This is a genomic window from Rhodococcus sp. H-CA8f, from assembly GCF_002501585.1.
In the GTDB taxonomy this organism is placed as follows: Bacteria; Actinomycetota; Actinomycetes; order Mycobacteriales; family Mycobacteriaceae; genus Rhodococcus_F; species Rhodococcus_F erythropolis.
Genome location: NZ_CP023720.1, coordinates 2452932 through 2472010, shown reverse-complemented (window position 1 = coordinate 2472010; position 19079 = coordinate 2452932). Strand labels below are relative to the sequence as shown.

Genomic DNA, 19079 nt, shown 5'->3' with positions numbered 1-19079 from the left:
ACGTCAGGGAATCAAACCCTGACGCGCGGTATCGGCGCCGGTCAGCGCGAGTAGCAACATCGTGGTCAGTGCCTCGTCGTCCAGTCCGGCCGCCGGGAACGTGTATCGCAGGATCACGTCCGCCAGACTGCCGTGGCCGAATACCGCGATCGAACCGAATTGGATGGTCCGGTTCCGCTCGGCCACCTTGCGATGCAGTGCCGCGCTGACCGGTCGGTCCCACGCGAGGACACACGTCATGGACAGCACGTCCAGACCCTCGGACAAATTCATCGCCTGGATCGAGCACAGCGCGCCGGAGTACTGGAAACCAAGCGAGCCGTCCGCAGCCACATCGACCGTCACGAAATGCGCCAGCGAGGCGGCCGCGCGTTCTTGTAGGCGGGCTGCTTCGTCGGTGGTGTCGGTCATGTTCTCCCCTGTCATTTGACGCCACCGAATCTACGGTCGCGTGAGGCGTATTCGACGCAGGCGGCCCAGAGATCGCGGCGGTCGAAATCGGGAAACAGCTTCTCCTGGTACACCATTTCGGCGTAGGCGGATTGCCAGATCAAGAAATTGGACGTCCGCAGTTCCCCCGACGGACGCAGGAAGAGATCGACGTCGGGCATGTCGGGTTCGTCGAGGTACTTGGCAACCGTCGCCTCGGTGATCTTGTCCGGATTGATCTCACCGGCCGCAACACGCTTCGCGATTTCCTTTACCGCATCGGCAATTTCGGCCCGCCCGCCGTAATTCACACACATGGTCAAGTTCATGACTGTGTTGTTCTTGGTCAGTTCTTCGGCGATCTCGAGTTCCTTGATCACACTGGCCCACAGGCGCGGCTTACGACCGGCCCAGCGAACACGCACACCCATTTCGTTCATCTCGTCGCGTCGGCGGCGGATGACGTCACGGTTGAAGCCCATCAGGAATCGAACCTCGTCGGGACTGCGCTTCCAGTTCTCGGTGGAGAAGGCGTAGGCGGAGAGCCACTCGACACCCATCTCGATGCACCCGCACACGGTGTCCATCAGGACAGCTTCACCGCGTTCGTGCCCGGCGGTTCGCGGCAGACCGCGCTCCTGTGCCCACCGTCCGTTGCCGTCCATCACCAACGCGACGTGGCGCGGGATGAGTTCGGTTTGCAGGATCGGCGGGGTCGCCCCGGACGGATGTGGGTCCGGTGGCCGGATCACCCGTTCAGCAGCAGGATCAAGCGGAGTTCGCGGTTCGCGTCGTCGAATCACGGGTTCCATCCTGCCTCACGGGCAAGTCGACCTCGACGGCTGCATGCGGCCTCGAACGCTCGATCAGCGGCAACGTCCGCAATTGACGCTCGAGATGCCACTGCAGGTGTGCCGCGACCAGTCCGCTGGCTTGCGTCCGCAGCGTCGCGGGCGCCGAATCGGTGCCCTCCCACTCCCCTCGGAGCAGGGCTTCCATCAAGTCGAGCACTCCGGGCGACGGCGTCGCAGCACCCGCCGGGCGGCAGTAGGTACAGACGGCTCCGCCTGCGGCGACATGAAATGCACGGTGCGGTCCCGGAGCGCTGCAGCGGGCGCACTCTTCGAGGGCAGGCGCCCAACCCGCGTACCCCATGGCTCGCAACAAGAACGCGTCGAGCACGAACTCGACCGGCCGCGCCTGCTCGGCGATCGCACGCAGTGCTCCCACCGTCAATCGCTGAAGCTGCGGGGCCGGCGCGCGTTCCTCGCCGGCCAACCGCTCGGCAGTTTCGAGTACGGCGCAGGCCGTGGTGTACCGGCTGTAGTCGTCGACGATGTCAGTGGCGAAGGCATCGACCGTCTGCACCTGAGTGATGATGTCGAGATTCTTGCCCGGAAGTAGTTGCACGTCGATGTGAGCAAACGGTTCGAGTCTGGCACCGAATTTGGAGGTGGTCCGGCGGACACCTTTGGCCACGGCACGTACCAACCCGAACTGACGGGTGAGCAACGTGACGATGTGGTCGGCTTCGCCCAGTTTGTGCAGGCGCAGCACCACCGCCGTGTCTCGATACAACCTCACTCGACCAGTGTCCCACGTTGTACCGACGACCGATCCCGATGCCGCGCCCGATGACAAGTCGGAAATACGGCGGGTCCGTCCGGATAGACTGGCCCGATGCCGAGCGACGCAATTGCGCAACCTGTCACTGCAGAGTTGACCGGTCGCGAAGCGCGGTGGGAGCGACACAACTCCGAGCGTCAGAAACGGATACTCACCTCGGCTGTCGAACTGATCGAAGAGCGCGCGGCAGGTGCCGAGGTGTCCGTCCAGCAGATCGCCGACCGTGCAGGCCTCGCCAAGTCGGTGGTGTACCGACAATTCAGCGGCCGAGACGACCTCGATCGACGAGTCCGAGCGTTTGTGCTCGGCCAATTTGCGGCGGCCCTGGATGCGTCGATGAGCATTTCGGTAGGCACTCTCGACCAGATCCTGACCCGAACCATCAGCGCCGTCGCCGAGTGGATCACCGAGCATCCGCGGATTCACGAGTTCATGGGTACCGGCCCCACCGACTACGACGACGAGAGCATCGACGCGATCAGCAGCTTGAAGGCGACAATCGCCGACTCGGCCCGCACCACTATCACCGAAGTCGGTCGATCCGTGGGGATCGACTCCTCACCCTTCGATTCACTACCGTTCGCAGTGGTGACAATGGTCGAGGGCACGCTCACCCACTGGGTCCGAAGCACCGATCCGAAACCGAGCCGCGAAGAGATCGTCGCCGACCTCGCGAAATACACCTGGTACATGTTCGACGGCGTCGCCCGCTCGAGCGGGCTACAGATCGATCCCCATGTCGAATTGTCCACGCTCATAGCCGAACTGGTGTCCTCCGACGGAGGAACTTCGCGGCCGGACTAGATCCGGGTCTTGTCGGAACGCTTCGGCTCGCCGCGGTAGCGGGCGTAGTCGCCGTCGATGCGCAGCTTTCGCCACGCACGCTTCGACACCGGATTCATCAATCCGAGTTCGTCTGCCAGGGCTCGCATTTCACCGAAGTAATTACCCAGGATGCGGCGTGAATGTGGGCTCCCCCAGAAGGCGCTCTTCATCACCTCGTCCGGGATTCCGAATTCTTCGGCGAATTCCTTTGGCGGTGACATGATTTCGCCCGCAAGCCAACGCATCGTGCCGGGGAAGGCGACCGATGTGATGGCTCGACTCGTACGACTGAGTCTGGGGACGTGATTGCGCAGGAACTCGTGAGCAAACGAGATGTGTCTCGCTTCTTCGGCGATGTGAATCTCCATGGTGCGGAGCATCGCCGGCGGCGTGTCCTTACCCTCGCGGATGAGATCCTTCTGGAAGTGGTCGATCGGTTCTTCACCAGCCAGAATGCCGATGAAGAAGATGACCGGGAACTTTGCTCCCAGCACTCCGATGATCGGCGACAGCCGCCGGAACATCGGACGCATACCCGGTACGTCGATGTCCATACGATTGACGAGTTCTTGGAACATCTGGATGTGATTGCACTCTTCGGTCATCTCGTGCAGGCAGTACCGGAACTCAGGCGACTGGTTGGGTAGCGCCATGATGTATTGCAGCATTCCCCGGATCAAGATGCTCTCGAATGCCGAACCCACCTTGGTCACATTCGCCTGACGCCACATTCCCATGGCGATTCGACGCTCCAACGACTGATCCTGGTACCACTGCGTCGCTCCGAGCGGATCCGACACGGATGAGAGCACCCACCTCGGATCACGCGGATCGATCGCGAACTCTGGTGAATCCCAGTCGATGTCGAGATAGGGATCGAAACTGCGGGCAACTGAGCCCTCGGACAAAGTCTGCAGTACCTGGCGGTACGGCTTTTCCACTTCGATCGACGCTGACCGAGCCATCGGTGTCTCCTCACGGCCAGTCCGTCGATTGGAGTCGACGGACTTGAATGAGGTCAAACATAATGGGACACCGCGTCCCACGCAACCCCTTCAGGGGCCTGATTTCAGGCCCGCCGCACCGGGATGATCTCGCGAACCTTCTCGTCTCGGAGATACAGACCCGCCCACATGACGATTCCGGTGTAGACGGCAAACAATGTCGTGCTCAGCAGAGGCTGTTCCGCTCGAAGGTTGGTCAACACGGCTCCACCCAGGTAACCGGTGAGCAGAATCGCGCCGAGTATCGACGTTCGCGGAATCACGTACAGCGCAAGGCAGATCAGTTGCACCACCCCGGCCGTCAATGCCAGCGAGTCCGGCAGCCCAAGTTCGGCGGAGGCGTCCTTGACGGTCTGAAGGTTGAGAATGTGAATGATGCCGTCGAAGAGCATGAAAACGACGAACAGCCCACTCAGGACGTATCCGACCTTGCGAGCCGTGGCCGAAGGTGTCGTCGTCGTGGCGTTACCGGAAACAGTTTCGTTGTGGACGGGCTGGGTGGTCATCGGAATCTCCTGGGGCGAAGGCGAGCGGCCGGTTGCCACTTCGCTTGCAATTACGACTCCCGAGCGATCGAAAACTCATCGCGCCGGCCGTTACTACGCACCCGGCGTTCAGGACGATTCACCTCACGTGGTCTGATGGACGGTGACACGGGGTGCCGAAAAAGTCGGCTGAGATCAGACCCGATGAACCTGACCAGTTAGCACTGGCGGAGGGATGTCGACGTGACCGAACAGCAATTTCAGCGCGCATTGAACCTCGACGAGCAGATCGTTCTGATCACCGGTGGCGCCCGCGGGCTCGGCGCCGCACTGAGCCGAGCATTCTCCCGCTCGGGCGCCCGCGTAATCGTGAACTACAACAAGAGCCGCGATGCCGCCGAGGCCCTGGTCGCCGAACTGGGTGAGGATCGAACCTTCGCAGTCCAGGCGGACGTGACGGACCGCAGTTCTGTCGACCAGTTGTTCTCCGCTGCACGCGAGAGATTCGACGCACCGATCTCGACCGTGGTCGACAATGCACTGGTCGACTTCTCGTTCAACGGCGATGCCCGGCCGAACGCGGACACGATCACCTGGGCCGACTTCGACTCTCAACTACGCGGAGCTGTTGCCGGAACACTCAATACCACCCAGGCAGCGCTACCAGGCATGCGCGAACTCGGCTTCGGCCGAATCATCACTGTCGGAACCAATCTGGTCCAGAATCCGGTAGTTCCTTACCACGACTACACCGCTGCCAAGGCCGCACTGTTGGCACTGACACGGACGCTGTCCGCCGACCTCGGTCCGGACGGGATCACAGTCAACATGGTCTCCGGCGGCTTGCTCCGCACCACCGATGCGAGTGCCGCGACACCGGAAGCCGTGTTCGACATGATCGCGGCAAGCACTCCCCTGCGCCGAGTCACGACGCCGGACGAATTTGCCGACGCTGCACTCTTTTTCGCCTCCCCCTGGTCGCGGGCCGTGACCGGCCAGAATCTGGTTGTCGACGGCGGACTCGTCAAGAACTGATGGGCGCACAGCTACGGATAGGTGCGTTCCTGCTCGGTTGCGGGCATCACAGTGCGGCGTGGCGACACCGCGACTCACCGGTCGAAAGTCTCGGTGACATCACGTATTACGAGTCGCTCGCCCAGATCGCCGAACGCGGCAAGCTGGACGCCGTTTTCTTCGCTGACGGTCACAGTGTTCGAGAACCCGAGTCTGGTGCGTCGTGGTTTCTCGAACCGATCACCGCGTTGACTGCCATGGCACGAGCGACGGCGAACGTCGGCCTGGTCACCACCATCTCCACGACCTTTTACACGCCATTCCACGCGGCACGACTTTTGGCATCGCTCGACCACATCAGCGGCGGACGGGCCGGATGGAACGTCGTGACCTCGATGTTCGACCAGGAGGCGCGCAACCACGGACTCGAGGCGATGCCCGATCACGCATCCCGATATGAACGAGCCGACGAATTTGTCGAAGTGGCCCTCGCATTGTGGGATTCGTGGTCGGAAGACGCGCTGATCCTCGACCGGGCGGGACGTTTTGCCGACGCAGGCAAGATTTCTCGCATCGATCACGACGGCAAGCATTTTCGTGTCGACGGCCCGTTGACGGTTCCTCGATCCCCGCAGGGCAGACCGGTTTTGTTTCAGGCCGGGGCGTCCGAGCAGGGTCGCGATCTGGCTGCGCAGCGCGCCGAGGCGATCTATTCGGTTGCCTACGACCTACCCAGCGCGCAGAGCTACTACGCGGACGTGAAGTCGAGAATCGAGCGCGCCGGCCGGGATTCGAACTCGGTCGCCGTCATGCCGGGGCTGGTCACCTACGTCGGAAGTACTGTCGCCGAGGCGCGGGCCAAGAAGGCCGAACTTGATCGCCTGCTGCCCACCGAACAGTCGATACGCCAACTCTCGTTGTTCACCGGACAGGATTGCGAGGACTGGGATCTCGACGGGCCCGTACCCCCGTTGCCGCCACTCGAAGCATTCAGCGGGCCGCAAGGACGCTACGCAACTATTCTGCGGATCGTCGAGAAGGACGCACCGACTGTGCGGGAACTCCTCGGGACGCTCGCTGCGGGCGGTGGCCACGCAACGATGATCGGCACACCGGAGTCGATTGCCGACGAGATGGAATCCTGGTTGAACGGCCGCGGTGCCGACGGTTTCAATCTGATGCCGCCGACCTATCCGCAGGGCCTGGAAGATTTTGTCGATCACGTGATTCCAGTGCTGCAGGCGCGTGGGTTGTTCCGACGCGAGTACGAGGGAGCGACTCTGAGAGAAAACCTCACCTAGTCCGGCAGTAGCGGCACCGACAGGTCCGGATCGCGTCCCAGGAGCACTCCCCTCGTGAGAGCCGCCGAGCCGAACTTCTTCCGGACGCTGTCCATCGCCGAGTCGAGGGCGGCAGTGTCCGGACCCGCGAATCCTGGACCGTCGAAGGGCAATTCGAGTTGTTCGGCGCCGTCCCGATCCAGGTTGGAGACAGCGACACCGATCAACGTGATGCCCTTGTCCGCGATCATCGGTATCGCTTCGTCCAGCAGCACCATCGAGGCGTTCAGCAATTCCGCTGTGTCTGCGGTGGACCGGCGCAGCGTGTGAGATCGAGTTGCCCGCGTGAAATCCGCGAAGCGAAGCCGGAGCGTGACCGTGCGCCCCGTCCGCTGCGCCGAACGCATGCGTCGACTGACACGGTCGACAAGGGACATCAACGACGCATCGAGTTCTGCGCGGGAATGGGATCCGCGACCAAGCGCATGCTGAGCACCCATCGAACTGCGGCCACGATAGGCGCGGACGGGGCGCGGATCTCGATTGTGCGAGAGCGCGTAGAGATGGCGACCGGCGCCGCCCCCGAGAATCGAGACGATCGAGGATTCGTCGTGCCGAGCGATGTCACCCACCGTCACGATGTCGAAGTTTCGCAACTTCTGGGCCGTGATCTTGCCGACGCCCCACAGCTTCTCGACCGGCAACGGATGCAGGAATTCGGTCTCGCCCTCCGGCGGCACTCGCAGCAATCCGTCGGGTTTCGCGAATGCACTCGCGACCTTGGCCAGGAACTTGGTGCGTGCGATCCCGACCGTGATCGGTAGTCCGACCTGCTCAGCCACGTCGCGTCTGAGGTTGGCCCCGATCTGCAGCGGGTTTCCCACGATTTTGGCGAGCCCGCCGACCTCGAGAAAGGCCTCGTCTATGGAGATTCCTTCGACCAGCGGCGACGTGTCGTGAAAGACGTCGAACACGTCTTTGCTCGCCTGCGAGTACGCCGACATTCGCGGGGGAACGACGATCGCCTGGGGACACAGTGATCGAGCCTGACCACCACTCATCGCAGTTCGAACCCCGAACGCCTTGGCCTCGTAGCTTGCCGCCAGGACCACGCCACCACCGACGATGACCGGTCTGCCCGCCAGAGTCGGGTCGTCACGTTGCTCGACCGATGCGTAGAACGAATCGAGGTCCGCATGGAGGATCGTTGCGTCACCCGTAGGTCGACCACCCCCAGAATGATTACCGCCAGAACGAGCACCGCCAGGGTGATTACCTGGCGTTTCTCGATCCAGCGATTCATGCGACACGAACATATGTTCCCATGCGCCACCGACACAACGAAAGGCCGCAAATAGATTCCATGGAATTAATCACGAATCGGGCGTACGGTGAAAGAATGATTCCACGGAATGCATATCGGTTCGGGGTCTGCTCATGACGGGGTCGGACCTGAGCGGTCACTTCGACAACCTCGTCCGCTTCGAAACCGAACTGTGGACGGCCGTCGACCAGCGACTACGAATCGAGCACGACCTGCCACTGAGTCGATTCGAGCCGATGCAGATCATCGACAGGCTAGGTTCCTGTCGGGTCTTCGACATTGCCGAAGCCCTCGCGATCACCGTCGGTGGCACGAGCAAATTGGTGGATCGGATCGAGTCCTCGGGGCACTGCCGTCGACAATCCAATCCCGCCGACAAACGATCCTCACTCATCGCGTTGACCCCCGACGGCATCGGCCTGTTGCAGCGGGCGAAGGCCACGTTCGACGACGAACTGGCACGCCGTCTCGGTTCCGTGCTGACGCCCGAGGCTCTCGATCGGTTCGGCGCCACACTGGCCTCGCTGCGCGAAGCCAACCGTCGACTGACACTCATCACCAAGGAGAAAGCATGACCGACACAATGCGCGCAATCGTGCTCGACGCCCCCGGCCCGCCAGAAGCATTGACGATCAAGGAGATTCCCATACCGGCGCCTACCACCGGCTGGGTACTGGTCCGCGTGAAGGCCTTCGGCCTCAATCGATCCGAACTGCACACCAGGCTCGGCCTCGCCGAAGGCGTGACGTTCCCGAGGGTGCTGGGCATCGAGGCCGTCGGCGAAGTGGTGAACTGCCCCGGCGGGGAGTTGACCGAAGGGCAGCAGGTCGCCGCCATGATGGGCGGGATGGGTCGGGTCTTCGACGGCGGATATGCCGAGTACACGTGCGTTCCCGTCAGCCAGGTCGTTCCCTTCTCCAGCAAACTGGACTGGTCGACAGTGGGAGCTGTTCCCGAGATGCTGCAGACGTCGTCCGGCTCGCTGACGGTGGGACTGGATGCGAAATCCGGTCAATCCCTACTGATTCGAGGCGGAACCTCCTCGGTCGGCATGGCAACCGCAGTCCTGGCGAAACAGTGGGGGCTCACGGTCCTTGCGACCACCCGCGATGCGAGCAAGACGTCATCGTTGACCGCGATCGGGGTCGACCACGTTGTCCTCGACGACGGTACCGTGGCAGGCCAGGTGCGAGACATTTTCCCGGACGGTGTTGATCTGGCTCTCGAATTAGTCGGAACACCAACACTTCCCGATACGTTGCGCGCCACTCGCGTTCACGGGACCGTGTGTTTCACGGGCATGTTGTCCAACGAGTGGACAGTCAAGGACTTCTATCCGATCGACTACATTCCACGCGGAGTGCGATTGACCTCGTACGGCGGGGACGCGTCCGACCTGCCTGCCGACGTACTGCAAGACTTCCTCTCCGCTGTCGCGTCAGGCGAGGCGGTGGTACCGATCGACGAGGTGTTCGCGTTCGAGGACATCGCGCAAGCACATGCCAAGATGGAAGCCGGTACGGCTCGTGGCAAATTGGTGGTGATGATCTGACCTGGTTTCTCACACCTGGTTTCTCACACCACGAATCGATAACCCATCCCCGCCTCGGTGATCAGATGCTTGGGGCTGGCCGGGTCGTCCTCGAGCTTGCGACGAAGTTGAGCCAGGTAGACACGCAGATAGTGAGTCTCGGTGTCGTAGGCCGGTCCCCACACCTCCCGAAGCAATTCCTTCTGCCCGACCAGCTTTCCGCGGTTGCGCACAAGCATCTCGAGCATGCCCCACTCGGTCGGAGTCAGGTGCACCTGTTCACCGCGCCGACTCACCGTTTTGGCAGCCAAGTCCACCGTGAACGACGCGGTCTCGACCGACGGTTCCGAGGTGTCGGCCGCCGAGGTTCCACGCCTCGCCGCTGCGCGCACGCGGGCCAGAAACTCGTCCATCCCGAAGGGCTTGGTGACGTAATCGTCGGCACCGGCATCGAGGGCCTCGACTTTGTCCGCGGAGTCGGTGCGCGCCGACAGCACGATGACCGGCGCCGTGCACCAGCCACGCAGGCCTGCAAGTACTTCGGTGCCGTCCATGTCCGGCAGTCCGAGATCGAGAATCACCACGTCCGGCGGCCGTTCCGCTGCAGCGCGCAGGGCCCCTGCTCCGGTGGACGCCGTCACCACGTCATATCCACGCACAGTGAGGTTGATGCGTAGTGCCCGCAAGATCTGCGGTTCGTCGTCGACAACCAGTATCCGGCTCATGACTCGCTTCCATTCGTTCCTGCACCGGCCAGTTCGACCATCATCGTCAACCCACCGCCCGGAGTGTCGGTGGCACTGACCGTTCCGCCCATCGCGTCGACAAATCCACGAACCACGGACAGCCCGAGGCCCACTCCGCCGGTGTTGTCGCGATCTCCCATCCGCTGGAACGGCTCGAACATCGATTCGGCTTCACCACGGGGTACACCGGGGCCGGTATCTGCGACGGTGATGACGGTGCGGTCTCCGACGCGTGCTGCTCCCACTCGCACCGGTGTTGTGCCGCCGTACCGCAATGCGTTGTCGACGAGGTTGGCGATCACTCTCTCGAGCAAACCCTGATCGGCTTGCACGGCAACAGTACCCACGTCGACGATCACACTGTGGGACCGGGAGTCCGACCGGCCGCCGATGCCTAATCCAAGCAACGCCCGGTGAACAACTTCGTCGAGGTACACCGCCCGCAACGTCGGCTTGACCACTCCCGCAGCCAGTCTGGACGAATCAAGAAGGTTGCCGACCAGCGCGGTCAACTGATCCGCAGACTCCTCGATGGTGGCCAGTAGTTCTGCCGTGTCCTCAGGTGAGAACTCGATGTCGTCGCTGCGCAAGCTCGACACAGCAGCCTTCACGCCGGCGAGCGGTGTCCGAAGGTCATGGCTCACAGCCGAAAGCAATGCTCGGCGCAGTTGATCAGCCTCGGTCAATGCAGCCGCCTTGCTCGCTTCGACCGTGAGCTTGTCCTGACGGATCATGCCGACCGCCTGGTGCGCGACAACGGTCAACACCCGACGATCACGCGCACTCAACTCCGGCCCCGACAGCATCAGTGCGTATTCGCCGTCGTTTACCTCGCACACGGAATCCGCGTCAGCTTCACGTGCCGGCGGTTCTGCACCCACGGCCGCGACTACGCCATCCTCATGATGCACCACTGAAACCCCCCGTTGACGGTAGATTTCGCGAGCTTTCTCGAGCAGCGTGGACAGGTCAGCACCGCGGAGAACCGACCCCGCAAACAGTGTCAGAAGTTCCGCTTCCTCCGAAGCGCGCTTCGCTTCTCGAGCTTTTTTGGCGGCAGCGTCCACCAGAACGGCCACTGCCACAGCCACTATCAGCAGCACCACCGTCGTGATGAAGTTGTCGGGTTCGGCGATCGTGAAGCTGTACCTGGGGTCGGTGAAGAAGTAATTGAGCAGCAGTCCCGATAACAGAGCAGACAGCATTGCCGGCCCGACACCACCGAGCAGCGCGACCAGAACCACCACCACGAAGAACAACGCATTTTCGCCCTGCACGCCGGAGATCCGGTCGATCAGACCCATGAGTCCGGCTGCGGCCGTCGGAACCACCACTGCCGCAATCCACGACAGCAAGCGGTACTCGGATCGGCCGAACAACGAGATCCGCCGACGGACGGTCGTTTCCTCATGGGTGACCATGTGAACGTCGATGCCGCCGGACTGCTGAACCACCGCGGCGCCGATCCCCTCGTCGAGGATGCGCGCCAGCCGAGAACGTCGAGACGTTCCCAGAACCAACTGTGTGGCGTTCTCCTCGCGGGCGAATTCGAGAAGCGTCGACGGTACGTCGTCACCGACAACGGTGTGAAGCGTGGCGCCGACCCCGACGGCCAACGCGCGCACCTTGCCCATCTCCGGAGCCGAGACGCCGGTGAGTCCGTCACCGCGCACGACGTGGACCACCATCAGCTCGGCACTCGATTTCGACGCGATACGGGATGCGCGTCGTACCAGCGTTTCCGACTCCGGTCCCCCGGTCACGGCAACGACGACACGCTCGCGCGCCTCCCAGGTATCGGTGATCTTGTTCTCGGCCCGGTACTTCGCCAGGGCGGCGTCCACCTGATCGGCCACCCACAGCAGAGCCAGTTCGCGTAGCGCCGTGAGGTTTCCGCGTCTGAAGTAGTTACCCAATGCCGCATCGACACGCTCCGGCGAATACACGTTGCCGTGAGAAAGTCTGCGGCGCAGCGCCTCCGGAGTGATGTCGACCAACTCGACCTGCGCCGCACTACGCACTATCGCGTCCGGAACCGTCTCCTGCTGAACCACGCCGGTGATGTGCGCGACAACGTCGTTGAGGCTTTCGAGGTGTTGCACGTTGACCGTGGACAGGACGTCGATCCCGGCTTCGAGCAGTTCCTGTACGTCCTGCCAGCGCTTGTGATTCTCACTCCCCGGCGTGTTGGTGTGTGCCAACTCGTCCACGAGGACAAGGGCCGGCCGCCGAGCCAACACGGCCTCGACGTCCAGTTCCGGCATCCGTGTTCCGCGATAGTCCACCAGCTTCGGCGGAATGATCTCGAGGTCACCGATCTGCGCCGCCGTGCGGGCGCGGCCGTGTGTCTCCACAACGGCCGCGACCACGTCACAGCCACGATCTCGACGTCGATGAGCCTCACCGAGCATCGCGAAGGTCTTTCCGACGCCGGGGGCAGCGCCGAGGTAGATACGCAATTCACCACGTTTGCGTGCCCTACCGAAAGATTGACCGACCTTCTCCGAAGAACTCACGTGACAATCATCCACCAGTCGTCGGCGCAGCACACGTAGGTGCCGTCAATCCGAGTGCCAGGTTCAATTCCAGGACGTTGACTCGCTCGGCTCCGAGAAATCCGAGTTGCCGACCGTCGGTGTGCTCAGCCACCAAGTCCCGCACCTGGTCTTCCGAGATGCCGTTGTTCGCCGCCACCCTCGCGACCTGCAGTTCGGCGTACGCCGGACTGATGTGGGGATCGATACCCGAGCCCGAACCGGTGACTGCGTCGACGGGAACCGATGCCGGGTCAACGCCCTCACGTGCCGCGATGGCCGCCCGGCGCTCGATGATGAATCCGGCCAGAATCTCGCTGCTCGGCCCCTGGTTGGACGGCAGTGCCGCAGCGGGATCACCGGTGGCAAAAGGATCCTCGTCCGAAACGGATCCGACAACGCGGTTGTGGAAGAACGGGTCCTGCTGCCCTTCGGCAACCTGCGGATCAACACCCACCCAGGCACTGCCGACCACGCAACCGGCGGCATCAGTGACCGGTGAGCCTTCGGCAGATCCGGAGCTGATCCGGCTGACCCCCCACACCGCGGCAGGATAGATCACACCGAGAACGACCGTGAGTGCAAGTAATACGAGCAAACCCGCCCACACCTGTTTGGCAAAACCGATAGTGAAACGCATGTCAGGTCACCCAATTCCAGGAATCAAACGCACGACGAGATCGATCAACCAGATACCGACGAACGGTGTGATCACACCGCCGAGACCGTAGACGAGCAGGTTACGTCCGAGCAACTGCGATGCTGTCGACGGTCGGTATCGAACACCCTTGAGTGCCAACGGAATCAACCCGATGATCACCAAGGCGTTGAAGATCACGGCCGAGACGATCGCCGATTCGGGGGTGGCGAGCCGCATGATGTTCAACGCGTCCAGCTGCGGGTAGATGCCGCTGAACAATGCCGGCAGAATTGCGAAGTACTTCGCCAGGTCGTTCGCCAACGAGAATGTGGTCAAGGCGCCGCGGGTGATCAGCAATTGCTTGCCGATTTCCACTACCTCGATCAACTTGGTGGGATCGGAATCGAGATCGACCATGTTCCCGGCCTCTTTGGCTGCCGAGGTTCCCGTGTTCATCGCGACCCCGACATCCGCCTGGGCAAGGGCGGGCGCATCATTGGTCCCGTCACCGGTCATCGCGACGAGACGTCCGCCTTCCTGCTCCTTCCGGATCAGGGCCAGTTTGTCTTCCGGGGTGGCCTCCGCCATGAAGTCGTCGACGCCCGCCTCATCGGCAATCGCCTTCGCGGTCAACGGATTGTCGCCGGTGATCATGATCGTGCGAATACCCATCGCCCGGAGTTCGGCGAACCTGTCAGCCATTCCCGGCTTGACGACGTCGGACAACGCGATCACGCCGAGGATCGAGGTGCTCTCACCGTGCTTGACGGCAACTACCAGTGGTGTTCCGCCGGCTAGGGCGATGTCGTTCACGGTATCGGTCACCGCGGTCTCTGCATGTCCACCGCCACTGACGACCCAGTGCATCACCGCATCTGCTGCACCCTTTCGGATTTGGCGTCCGGAGTGGTCGAGTCCGCTCATCCGCGTTTGTGCCGTGAAGGGAACGAACTCGGCGCGTTCCTCGTCGAGCGTCGGTTCGGCCGCGAGAGAGTACTCTGCTGCGCACAACTCGACGATGCTCCGTCCCTCGGGAGTTCCGTCAGCCAGGCTCGACAAGCGCGCTGCCGCAGCAAGATCGTCGGCGGATACGCCGGGTGCCGGGTGGAGCGCGGTCGCCCGGCGGTTGCCGAAGGTGATGGTTCCGGTCTTGTCCATCAACAGGGTGTCGATGTCGCCCGCAGCTTCCACGGCACGCCCCGACATCGCGAGAACGTTGCGCTGGACGAGGCGGTCCATGCCCGCGATACCGATTGCCGAGAGCAGCGCTCCGATGGTCGTCGGGATCAGGCAGACGAGGAGTGCGATCAGCTTGATCGGATCCTGCTCGTGCCCCGCGTACAAGCCCATCGGGCCGATGGCTACGACGGCGAGGAGGAAGATGACCGTCAACGACGCGAGCAGGATGTTGAGCGCAATCTCGTTGGGTGTCTTCTGACGCGAGGCGCCTTCGACGAGCGCGATCATCCGGTCCACGAACGAACTGCCCGGTGCTGCGGTGATTTCCACGACGATCCGGTCGGAGAGAACCGTCGTACCACCGGTGACGGCGCAGCGGTCGCCACCGGATTCACGGACTACCGGGGCGGATTCACCGGTGATCGCCGATTCATCCACGGAGGCAATACCTTCGACCACGTCGCCGTCGCCGGGGATGACCTCGCCGGCAACCACGATCACCCGGTCGCCGACCACTAGTTCGGTGCCGGAAACCGATTCGATCGCGCCGCTCATCGTGATCCGATGTGCTGTGGTGTCCTGCTTGACCTTGCGCAGGCTGGCCGCCTGAGCCTTGCCTCGCCCTTCGGCCACGGATTCGGCGAGGTTCGCGAAGATCACCGTGAACCAGAGCCACAGGGTGATCACCCAGGAGAACACCGAGGGATCGGCGATCGCCATGACGGTGGTGATGACGGAACCGACGAACACCACGAACATGACCGGGTTACGCGCCAAGTGGCGTGGATCGAGTTTGCGTACGGCCCCCGGCAACGCGGTGATCATCTGCCGCGGGTTGAATACGCCTGCGTGTACTTGACGGGACTGCCCTGGATCAACCTTGTCGGCAGCGTCTTGCGCTACCACGGGTTTCTCACTGATACGCACGGTCATTGAAGAGCCTCCGCTAGCGGGCCCAGCGCGAGGGCCGGGAAGAATGTAAGTGCAGCAACAAGAACGACGGTTCCGGTCAACAGGCCGGTGAACATCGGACCGGATGTGGGGAGGGTGCCGGCCGTCGGCGCCACCTTCTTCTGAGAGGCCAGCGCACCGGCCAGAGCGAGAACGAAGATGATGGGCAGGAATCGGCCCAGAAGCATGCAGATTCCGAGAGACGACTGGAACCAGTCGCTGGTGACGGTCAGACCGCCGAACGCGCTGCCGTTGTTGTTCGAGGCGGAAGCGAAAGCGTAGAGCACCTCGCTGAACCCGTGGATCGATCCCGGCGTGCCCGGATCTCCCCCGTTGCCTTGATAACCGGTGGTCGAACCAAGGATCACGGTGATGGCGGTACCGATCAGGACCAGTGCGGGCATGACCAGGATCGACAGCGCCGCAAGGGTTATCTCGCGTCGACCCAACTTCTTGCCGAGGTATTCGGGCGTGCGACCGACCAACAGTCCGCCGACGAACACTGCGATCAGCGCCAGCACGAGAATCCCGTAGAGGCCGGTTCCAACCCCGCCCGGCGCGATTTCGCCGAGCAACATGTTGAGCAGGACCGCGCCGCCGCCGAGGGGCGACATGCTGTCGTGGGCCGAGTTCACCGCGCCCGTCGACGTTCCCGTGGTCGCCACCGCAAACAATGCCGATCCGGGGATTCCGAAGCGAACTTCCTTGCCCTCCATCATCGAACCAGCTGCTGTGGCGGCAACACCGCGTGCGCCGGATTCGGCAGCGAGCGTCACCGCGAGCAGTCCGCTCCACAGGATTCCCATCACTGCGAGCAGGGTGAGGCCTTGCCTACGATCACCGACGAGAGTTCCGAATGTTCGTGTGAGGCAGACCGGAATCAACAGGATCGCCAGAATCTCGACGATATTGCTCAGCGGGGTGGGGTTCTCGAACGGGTGCGCCGAGTTGGCAGCCAAGATCCCGCCGCCGTTCGTGCCGAGTTCCTTGATCGCTTCCTGGGACGCGACGGGAGCTAGTGCATTGGTCACCGCATTGCCGTCGAGACCGGTGGAGGCGAAACCGTTGTGGAACGACTGAATCACTCCCTGGCTCAACAGGATAAGGGCGATCACGAAGGAGAACGGGAGGAGGATGCGCAGAGAACCACGCGTCAGATCGACCCAGAAGTTGCCGATTTCGCCGCCCCGGGCAACCCGAATGAAGCCACGAACCAATGCGATGGCCACCGCCATCCCGACTGCGGCAGAGACGAAGTTCTGCACCGCCAGGCCGACGGGCTGCACGAAGTTGCTCATCGTCATTTCCGGCGTGTACGACTGCCAGTTCGTGTTCGCCACAAAGGAAATCGCGGTGTTGAAGGCAACGGCAGGGCTGACGCCGGACAGTCCGTCACTCAGCGGTAGTACACCCTGAATCCGTTGGAGAAAGTACAAGAACAATGCGCTCGCCAACGAGAATCCGAGAACGCTTGCGGCGTAGCCGTACCACGTCTGCTCGGCCCGCGAGTCGATCCGGCCGACGCGGTAGATCACACTCTCGACCCGCAGATCCCGCGTCGACGAGTAAACGCGTGCCATGTAGTCGCCCACCGGAACGTAGGCAATTGCCAGAACGGCGAGGACAAAAGCGATCTGCAGGCCGGCTGCAAGAGCGGGCGACATCAGAACCTCTCAGGATCTACGAGTGCAACGAGCAGATAAATGACCAATGCCGCGGCGACGGCGATCAGAACCACGCTGACCACACCGGCAACCGTCATTTGGGAGCGCTCGCCTGTAGGGCGCGCAGCACCAGCGCGCACACGAGAAAACCACCGAGAATCAGAGCAACGTAGGCCAGATCGGCCATGAGCTTCCCTCTTCGAAATCTTTTGCCGTGCTGCTGTGCATCGCAGCCATGACGCTCGGTCGCCCTCGACCGGATGCGCTCTCTCAGCTTCGACCTCCAGAGAGGCCGATTCCGTGTCTCTGACGATCCACTTACGCACTGACCTGGCGTCTTGACGCGATCTTGACGCGGAACCCAAGTTCGCTAATACTGAAACAAGTTACTGTTCGTTCGAACGAACAGTTTTGCGAAGGGAACCTGATGACTTCTCGAACCGACCACGATCTCGCCCCCGGCCTTGTCGACCAGGTTGCGAGTCTGGCTTCGGGTGCTACCTCGTCCGTCGCGGCCACGGAGGCAACGCTGAGCCGGATCGAGGCCACTCAGCCTCACCTCAATGCGTTCAAGATCGTGCGGCGCGAGAAGGCACTCGAAGAAGCTGCCGAGGCCGACAGGCGTCTCGCACTCGGCGAGCGCCTACCTCTTCTCGGCGTGCCGATCGCAGTGAAGGACGACGTCGACATCACCGGCGAACCCACCGCCTTCGGTTGCCCTGGCGATTTCCCGGCCAAGACCGAGGACTCGGAGATGATTCGACGCCTCCGCGACGCCGGCGCAGTGATCGTGGGCAAGACCAACAGCCCGGAACTGGGCCAGTGGCCGCTCACGAGCGGTTCAGCCTTCGGTTACACGCGCAATCCGTGGTCGCGTCACCACACTCCAGGCGGATCGTCGGGCGGCACCGCCGCGGCCGTCGCTGCCGGATTGGTCAGCGCCGGAATCGGTTCCGACGGAGCCGGTTCCATCCGAATCCCCGCGGCCTGGACCAACCTCGTCGGAATCAAACCGCAGCGCGGGCGCATCTCCACCTGGCCCGACGCCGAAGCCTTCTACGGCCTGACGGTCAACGGCCCGCTCGCTCGCACCGTCGCCGACGCGGCACTGCTGCTCGACGTCGCTGCCGGCAACCACGACGGCGATCTCCACAAGCCGACACCGGTCACCGTCAGCGACGCGGTGGGACGCGACCCCGGAAAACTGAAAATCGCTCTTTCCCTTCGTAATCCGTTCACCGCCACTCCTGTGAAGCTGGACCCGGAAGTGCGCCTGGCCGTGCATTCGATCGCCGACACGCTGCGGGAACTCGGACACCACGTCGTCGTCGACGATCCCGCATACGGCCTGATCTTCGGCCTGAACTTTCTGCCCCGCTCACTCGTCGGGGTCCACGACTGGCTCGGACGCGTTCCCGACCCGACACTGGTCGATGCCCGAACACGCGGAAATGCACAGAACGGCAAGCTACTTCGTGGTGCGCCACTGCGCGCGGCCCGCGCGGCCGAACCGCGGATGCGAAAGCGGATCGGAGCGATCTTCGACACCTACGACGTCGTCCTGGCACCCACGACGGCAACTCCACCGATCATGGCGACCGCGATCGACGGCATCGGTGGTTGGGACACTGACAAGGTCATGACCGGCGCCTGCCCGTACGCGTGGCCGTGGAACGTCCTCGGCTGGCCCTCGGTCAACGTGCCGGCCGGATTCAGCAAGGCCGGCCTGCCCATCGGTGCGCAGTTGATGGGCAACGAGAACACCGAACCTCTGTTGGTCTCCCTCGCTTCACAATTGGAATCGGTCCTGCGTTGGGATCAGGTCCGACCCGAGCCGTGGTGGTGAC

The 19079-nt window shown here is 62.8% G+C and carries 18 protein-coding genes and 1 riboswitch; of the genes, 6 read left to right on the top strand and 12 right to left on the bottom strand.

Annotated elements, in window-relative coordinates; all coding sequences use genetic code 11:
• Window positions 1-3 precede the first annotated feature (3 nt).
• The 3 genes from CPI83_RS11665 to recO are packed head-to-tail and all read right to left on the bottom strand — an operon-like array spanning window position 4 to window position 2013.
• Window positions 4-426 carry a YbjN domain-containing protein gene (locus CPI83_RS11665; protein WP_019749000.1) on the bottom strand — a complete coding sequence of 141 codons (423 nt, stop codon included), beginning with the start codon at window positions 424-426 and terminating at the stop codon, window positions 4-6.
• On the bottom strand, window positions 423-1241 hold the full coding sequence (locus tag CPI83_RS11660; RefSeq protein WP_097387244.1) for an isoprenyl transferase: 819 nt from the start codon (window positions 1239-1241) through the stop codon (window positions 423-425). Before CPI83_RS11660 ends, CPI83_RS11665 begins: the two co-directional genes overlap by 4 nt.
• On the bottom strand, window positions 1198-2013 hold the full coding sequence (gene recO / locus CPI83_RS11655) for a DNA repair protein RecO (protein WP_029255636.1): 816 nt from the start codon (window positions 2011-2013) through the stop codon (window positions 1198-1200). Before recO ends, CPI83_RS11660 begins: the two co-directional genes overlap by 44 nt.
• 96 nt (window positions 2014-2109) lie before the next feature.
• On the opposite strand from recO, the gene CPI83_RS11650 reads away from it, so the two are divergent.
• The gene (locus tag CPI83_RS11650; RefSeq protein WP_007731095.1) at window positions 2110-2859 is read left to right on the top strand and encodes a TetR/AcrR family transcriptional regulator; all 750 of its coding nucleotides are present in this window, start codon (window positions 2110-2112) and stop codon (window positions 2857-2859) included.
• Here CPI83_RS11650 and CPI83_RS11645 read toward each other — a convergent pair.
• Together CPI83_RS11645 and CPI83_RS11640 are read right to left on the bottom strand one after the other, a co-directional pair.
• The gene (locus CPI83_RS11645; RefSeq protein ID WP_092763359.1) at window positions 2856-3845 is read right to left on the bottom strand and encodes a diiron oxygenase; all 990 of its coding nucleotides are present in this window, start codon (window positions 3843-3845) and stop codon (window positions 2856-2858) included. The genes CPI83_RS11650 and CPI83_RS11645 overlap by 4 nt on opposite strands.
• A gap of 104 nt (window positions 3846-3949) precedes the next feature.
• Complete coding sequence (locus tag CPI83_RS11640; RefSeq protein WP_020908179.1) at window positions 3950-4390, bottom strand: DoxX family protein; 441 nt, start codon at window positions 4388-4390, stop codon at window positions 3950-3952.
• Window positions 4391-4528: 138 nt separating this feature from the next.
• Window positions 4529-4622: riboswitch (TPP riboswitch) on the top strand.
• Window positions 4623-4639: 17 nt separating this feature from the next.
• On the opposite strand from CPI83_RS11640, the gene CPI83_RS11635 reads away from it, so the two are divergent.
• Entirely contained in the window at window positions 4640-5404 is a 765-nt protein-coding gene (locus tag CPI83_RS11635) for a 3-oxoacyl-ACP reductase (RefSeq protein WP_046379952.1), read from the top strand.
• Window positions 5404-6684 carry an LLM class flavin-dependent oxidoreductase gene (locus CPI83_RS11630; protein ID WP_019749007.1) on the top strand — a complete coding sequence of 427 codons (1281 nt, stop codon included), beginning with the start codon at window positions 5404-5406 and terminating at the stop codon, window positions 6682-6684. The genes CPI83_RS11635 and CPI83_RS11630 overlap by 1 nt, the downstream gene beginning before the upstream one ends.
• Here CPI83_RS11630 and dinB read toward each other — a convergent pair.
• Window positions 6681-7979 carry a DNA polymerase IV gene (gene dinB / locus CPI83_RS11625; RefSeq protein ID WP_097387243.1) on the bottom strand — a complete coding sequence of 433 codons (1299 nt, stop codon included), beginning with the start codon at window positions 7977-7979 and terminating at the stop codon, window positions 6681-6683. The genes CPI83_RS11630 and dinB overlap by 4 nt on opposite strands.
• Window positions 7980-8100: 121 nt before the next feature.
• On the opposite strand from dinB, the gene CPI83_RS11620 reads away from it, so the two are divergent.
• Together CPI83_RS11620 and CPI83_RS11615 are read left to right on the top strand one after the other, a co-directional pair.
• Window positions 8101-8562 (top strand): MarR family transcriptional regulator, encoded by a 462-nt coding sequence (locus tag CPI83_RS11620; protein ID WP_097387242.1) that lies wholly within the window; start codon window positions 8101-8103, stop codon window positions 8560-8562.
• Complete coding sequence (locus CPI83_RS11615; protein WP_175470274.1) at window positions 8559-9539, top strand: zinc-binding alcohol dehydrogenase family protein; 981 nt, start codon at window positions 8559-8561, stop codon at window positions 9537-9539. Before CPI83_RS11620 ends, CPI83_RS11615 begins: the two co-directional genes overlap by 4 nt.
• Before the next feature lie 23 nt (window positions 9540-9562).
• Here the strand turns inward: CPI83_RS11615 and CPI83_RS11610 are convergent, their stop codons facing one another.
• From CPI83_RS11610 to kdpF, 6 genes are read right to left on the bottom strand one after another with little or no spacing between them, the layout of a single operon-like run.
• On the bottom strand, window positions 9563-10243 hold the full coding sequence (locus CPI83_RS11610; protein WP_069146814.1) for a response regulator: 681 nt from the start codon (window positions 10241-10243) through the stop codon (window positions 9563-9565).
• Window positions 10240-12780: a sensor histidine kinase KdpD gene (locus tag CPI83_RS11605; RefSeq protein WP_020969962.1), complete on the bottom strand. Its 2541-nt coding sequence runs from the start codon at window positions 12778-12780 to the stop codon at window positions 10240-10242. Before CPI83_RS11605 ends, CPI83_RS11610 begins: the two co-directional genes overlap by 4 nt.
• 7 nt (window positions 12781-12787) lie before the next feature.
• Window positions 12788-13438, bottom strand: coding sequence for a potassium-transporting ATPase subunit C (locus CPI83_RS11600; RefSeq protein WP_019749013.1), 651 nt, complete (start codon window positions 13436-13438; stop codon window positions 12788-12790).
• A gap of 6 nt (window positions 13439-13444) precedes the next feature.
• On the bottom strand, window positions 13445-15550 hold the full coding sequence (gene kdpB, locus CPI83_RS11595; protein ID WP_097387241.1) for a potassium-transporting ATPase subunit KdpB: 2106 nt from the start codon (window positions 15548-15550) through the stop codon (window positions 13445-13447).
• Window positions 15547-17232, bottom strand: a complete 1686-nt coding sequence (kdpA, locus tag CPI83_RS11590; RefSeq protein ID WP_097387240.1) for a potassium-transporting ATPase subunit KdpA — start codon at window positions 17230-17232, stop codon at window positions 15547-15549. The genes kdpB and kdpA overlap by 4 nt, the downstream gene beginning before the upstream one ends.
• Window positions 17232-17330 carry a K(+)-transporting ATPase subunit F gene (gene kdpF, locus CPI83_RS11585; protein WP_007731078.1) on the bottom strand — a complete coding sequence of 33 codons (99 nt, stop codon included), beginning with the start codon at window positions 17328-17330 and terminating at the stop codon, window positions 17232-17234. The genes kdpA and kdpF overlap by 1 nt, the downstream gene beginning before the upstream one ends.
• 329 nt (window positions 17331-17659) lie before the next feature.
• Between kdpF and CPI83_RS11580 the strand changes: the two genes are divergently transcribed.
• The gene (locus CPI83_RS11580; RefSeq protein ID WP_097387239.1) at window positions 17660-19078 is read left to right on the top strand and encodes an amidase; all 1419 of its coding nucleotides are present in this window, start codon (window positions 17660-17662) and stop codon (window positions 19076-19078) included.
• The last annotated feature ends 1 nt before the right edge of the window (window position 19079 follow it).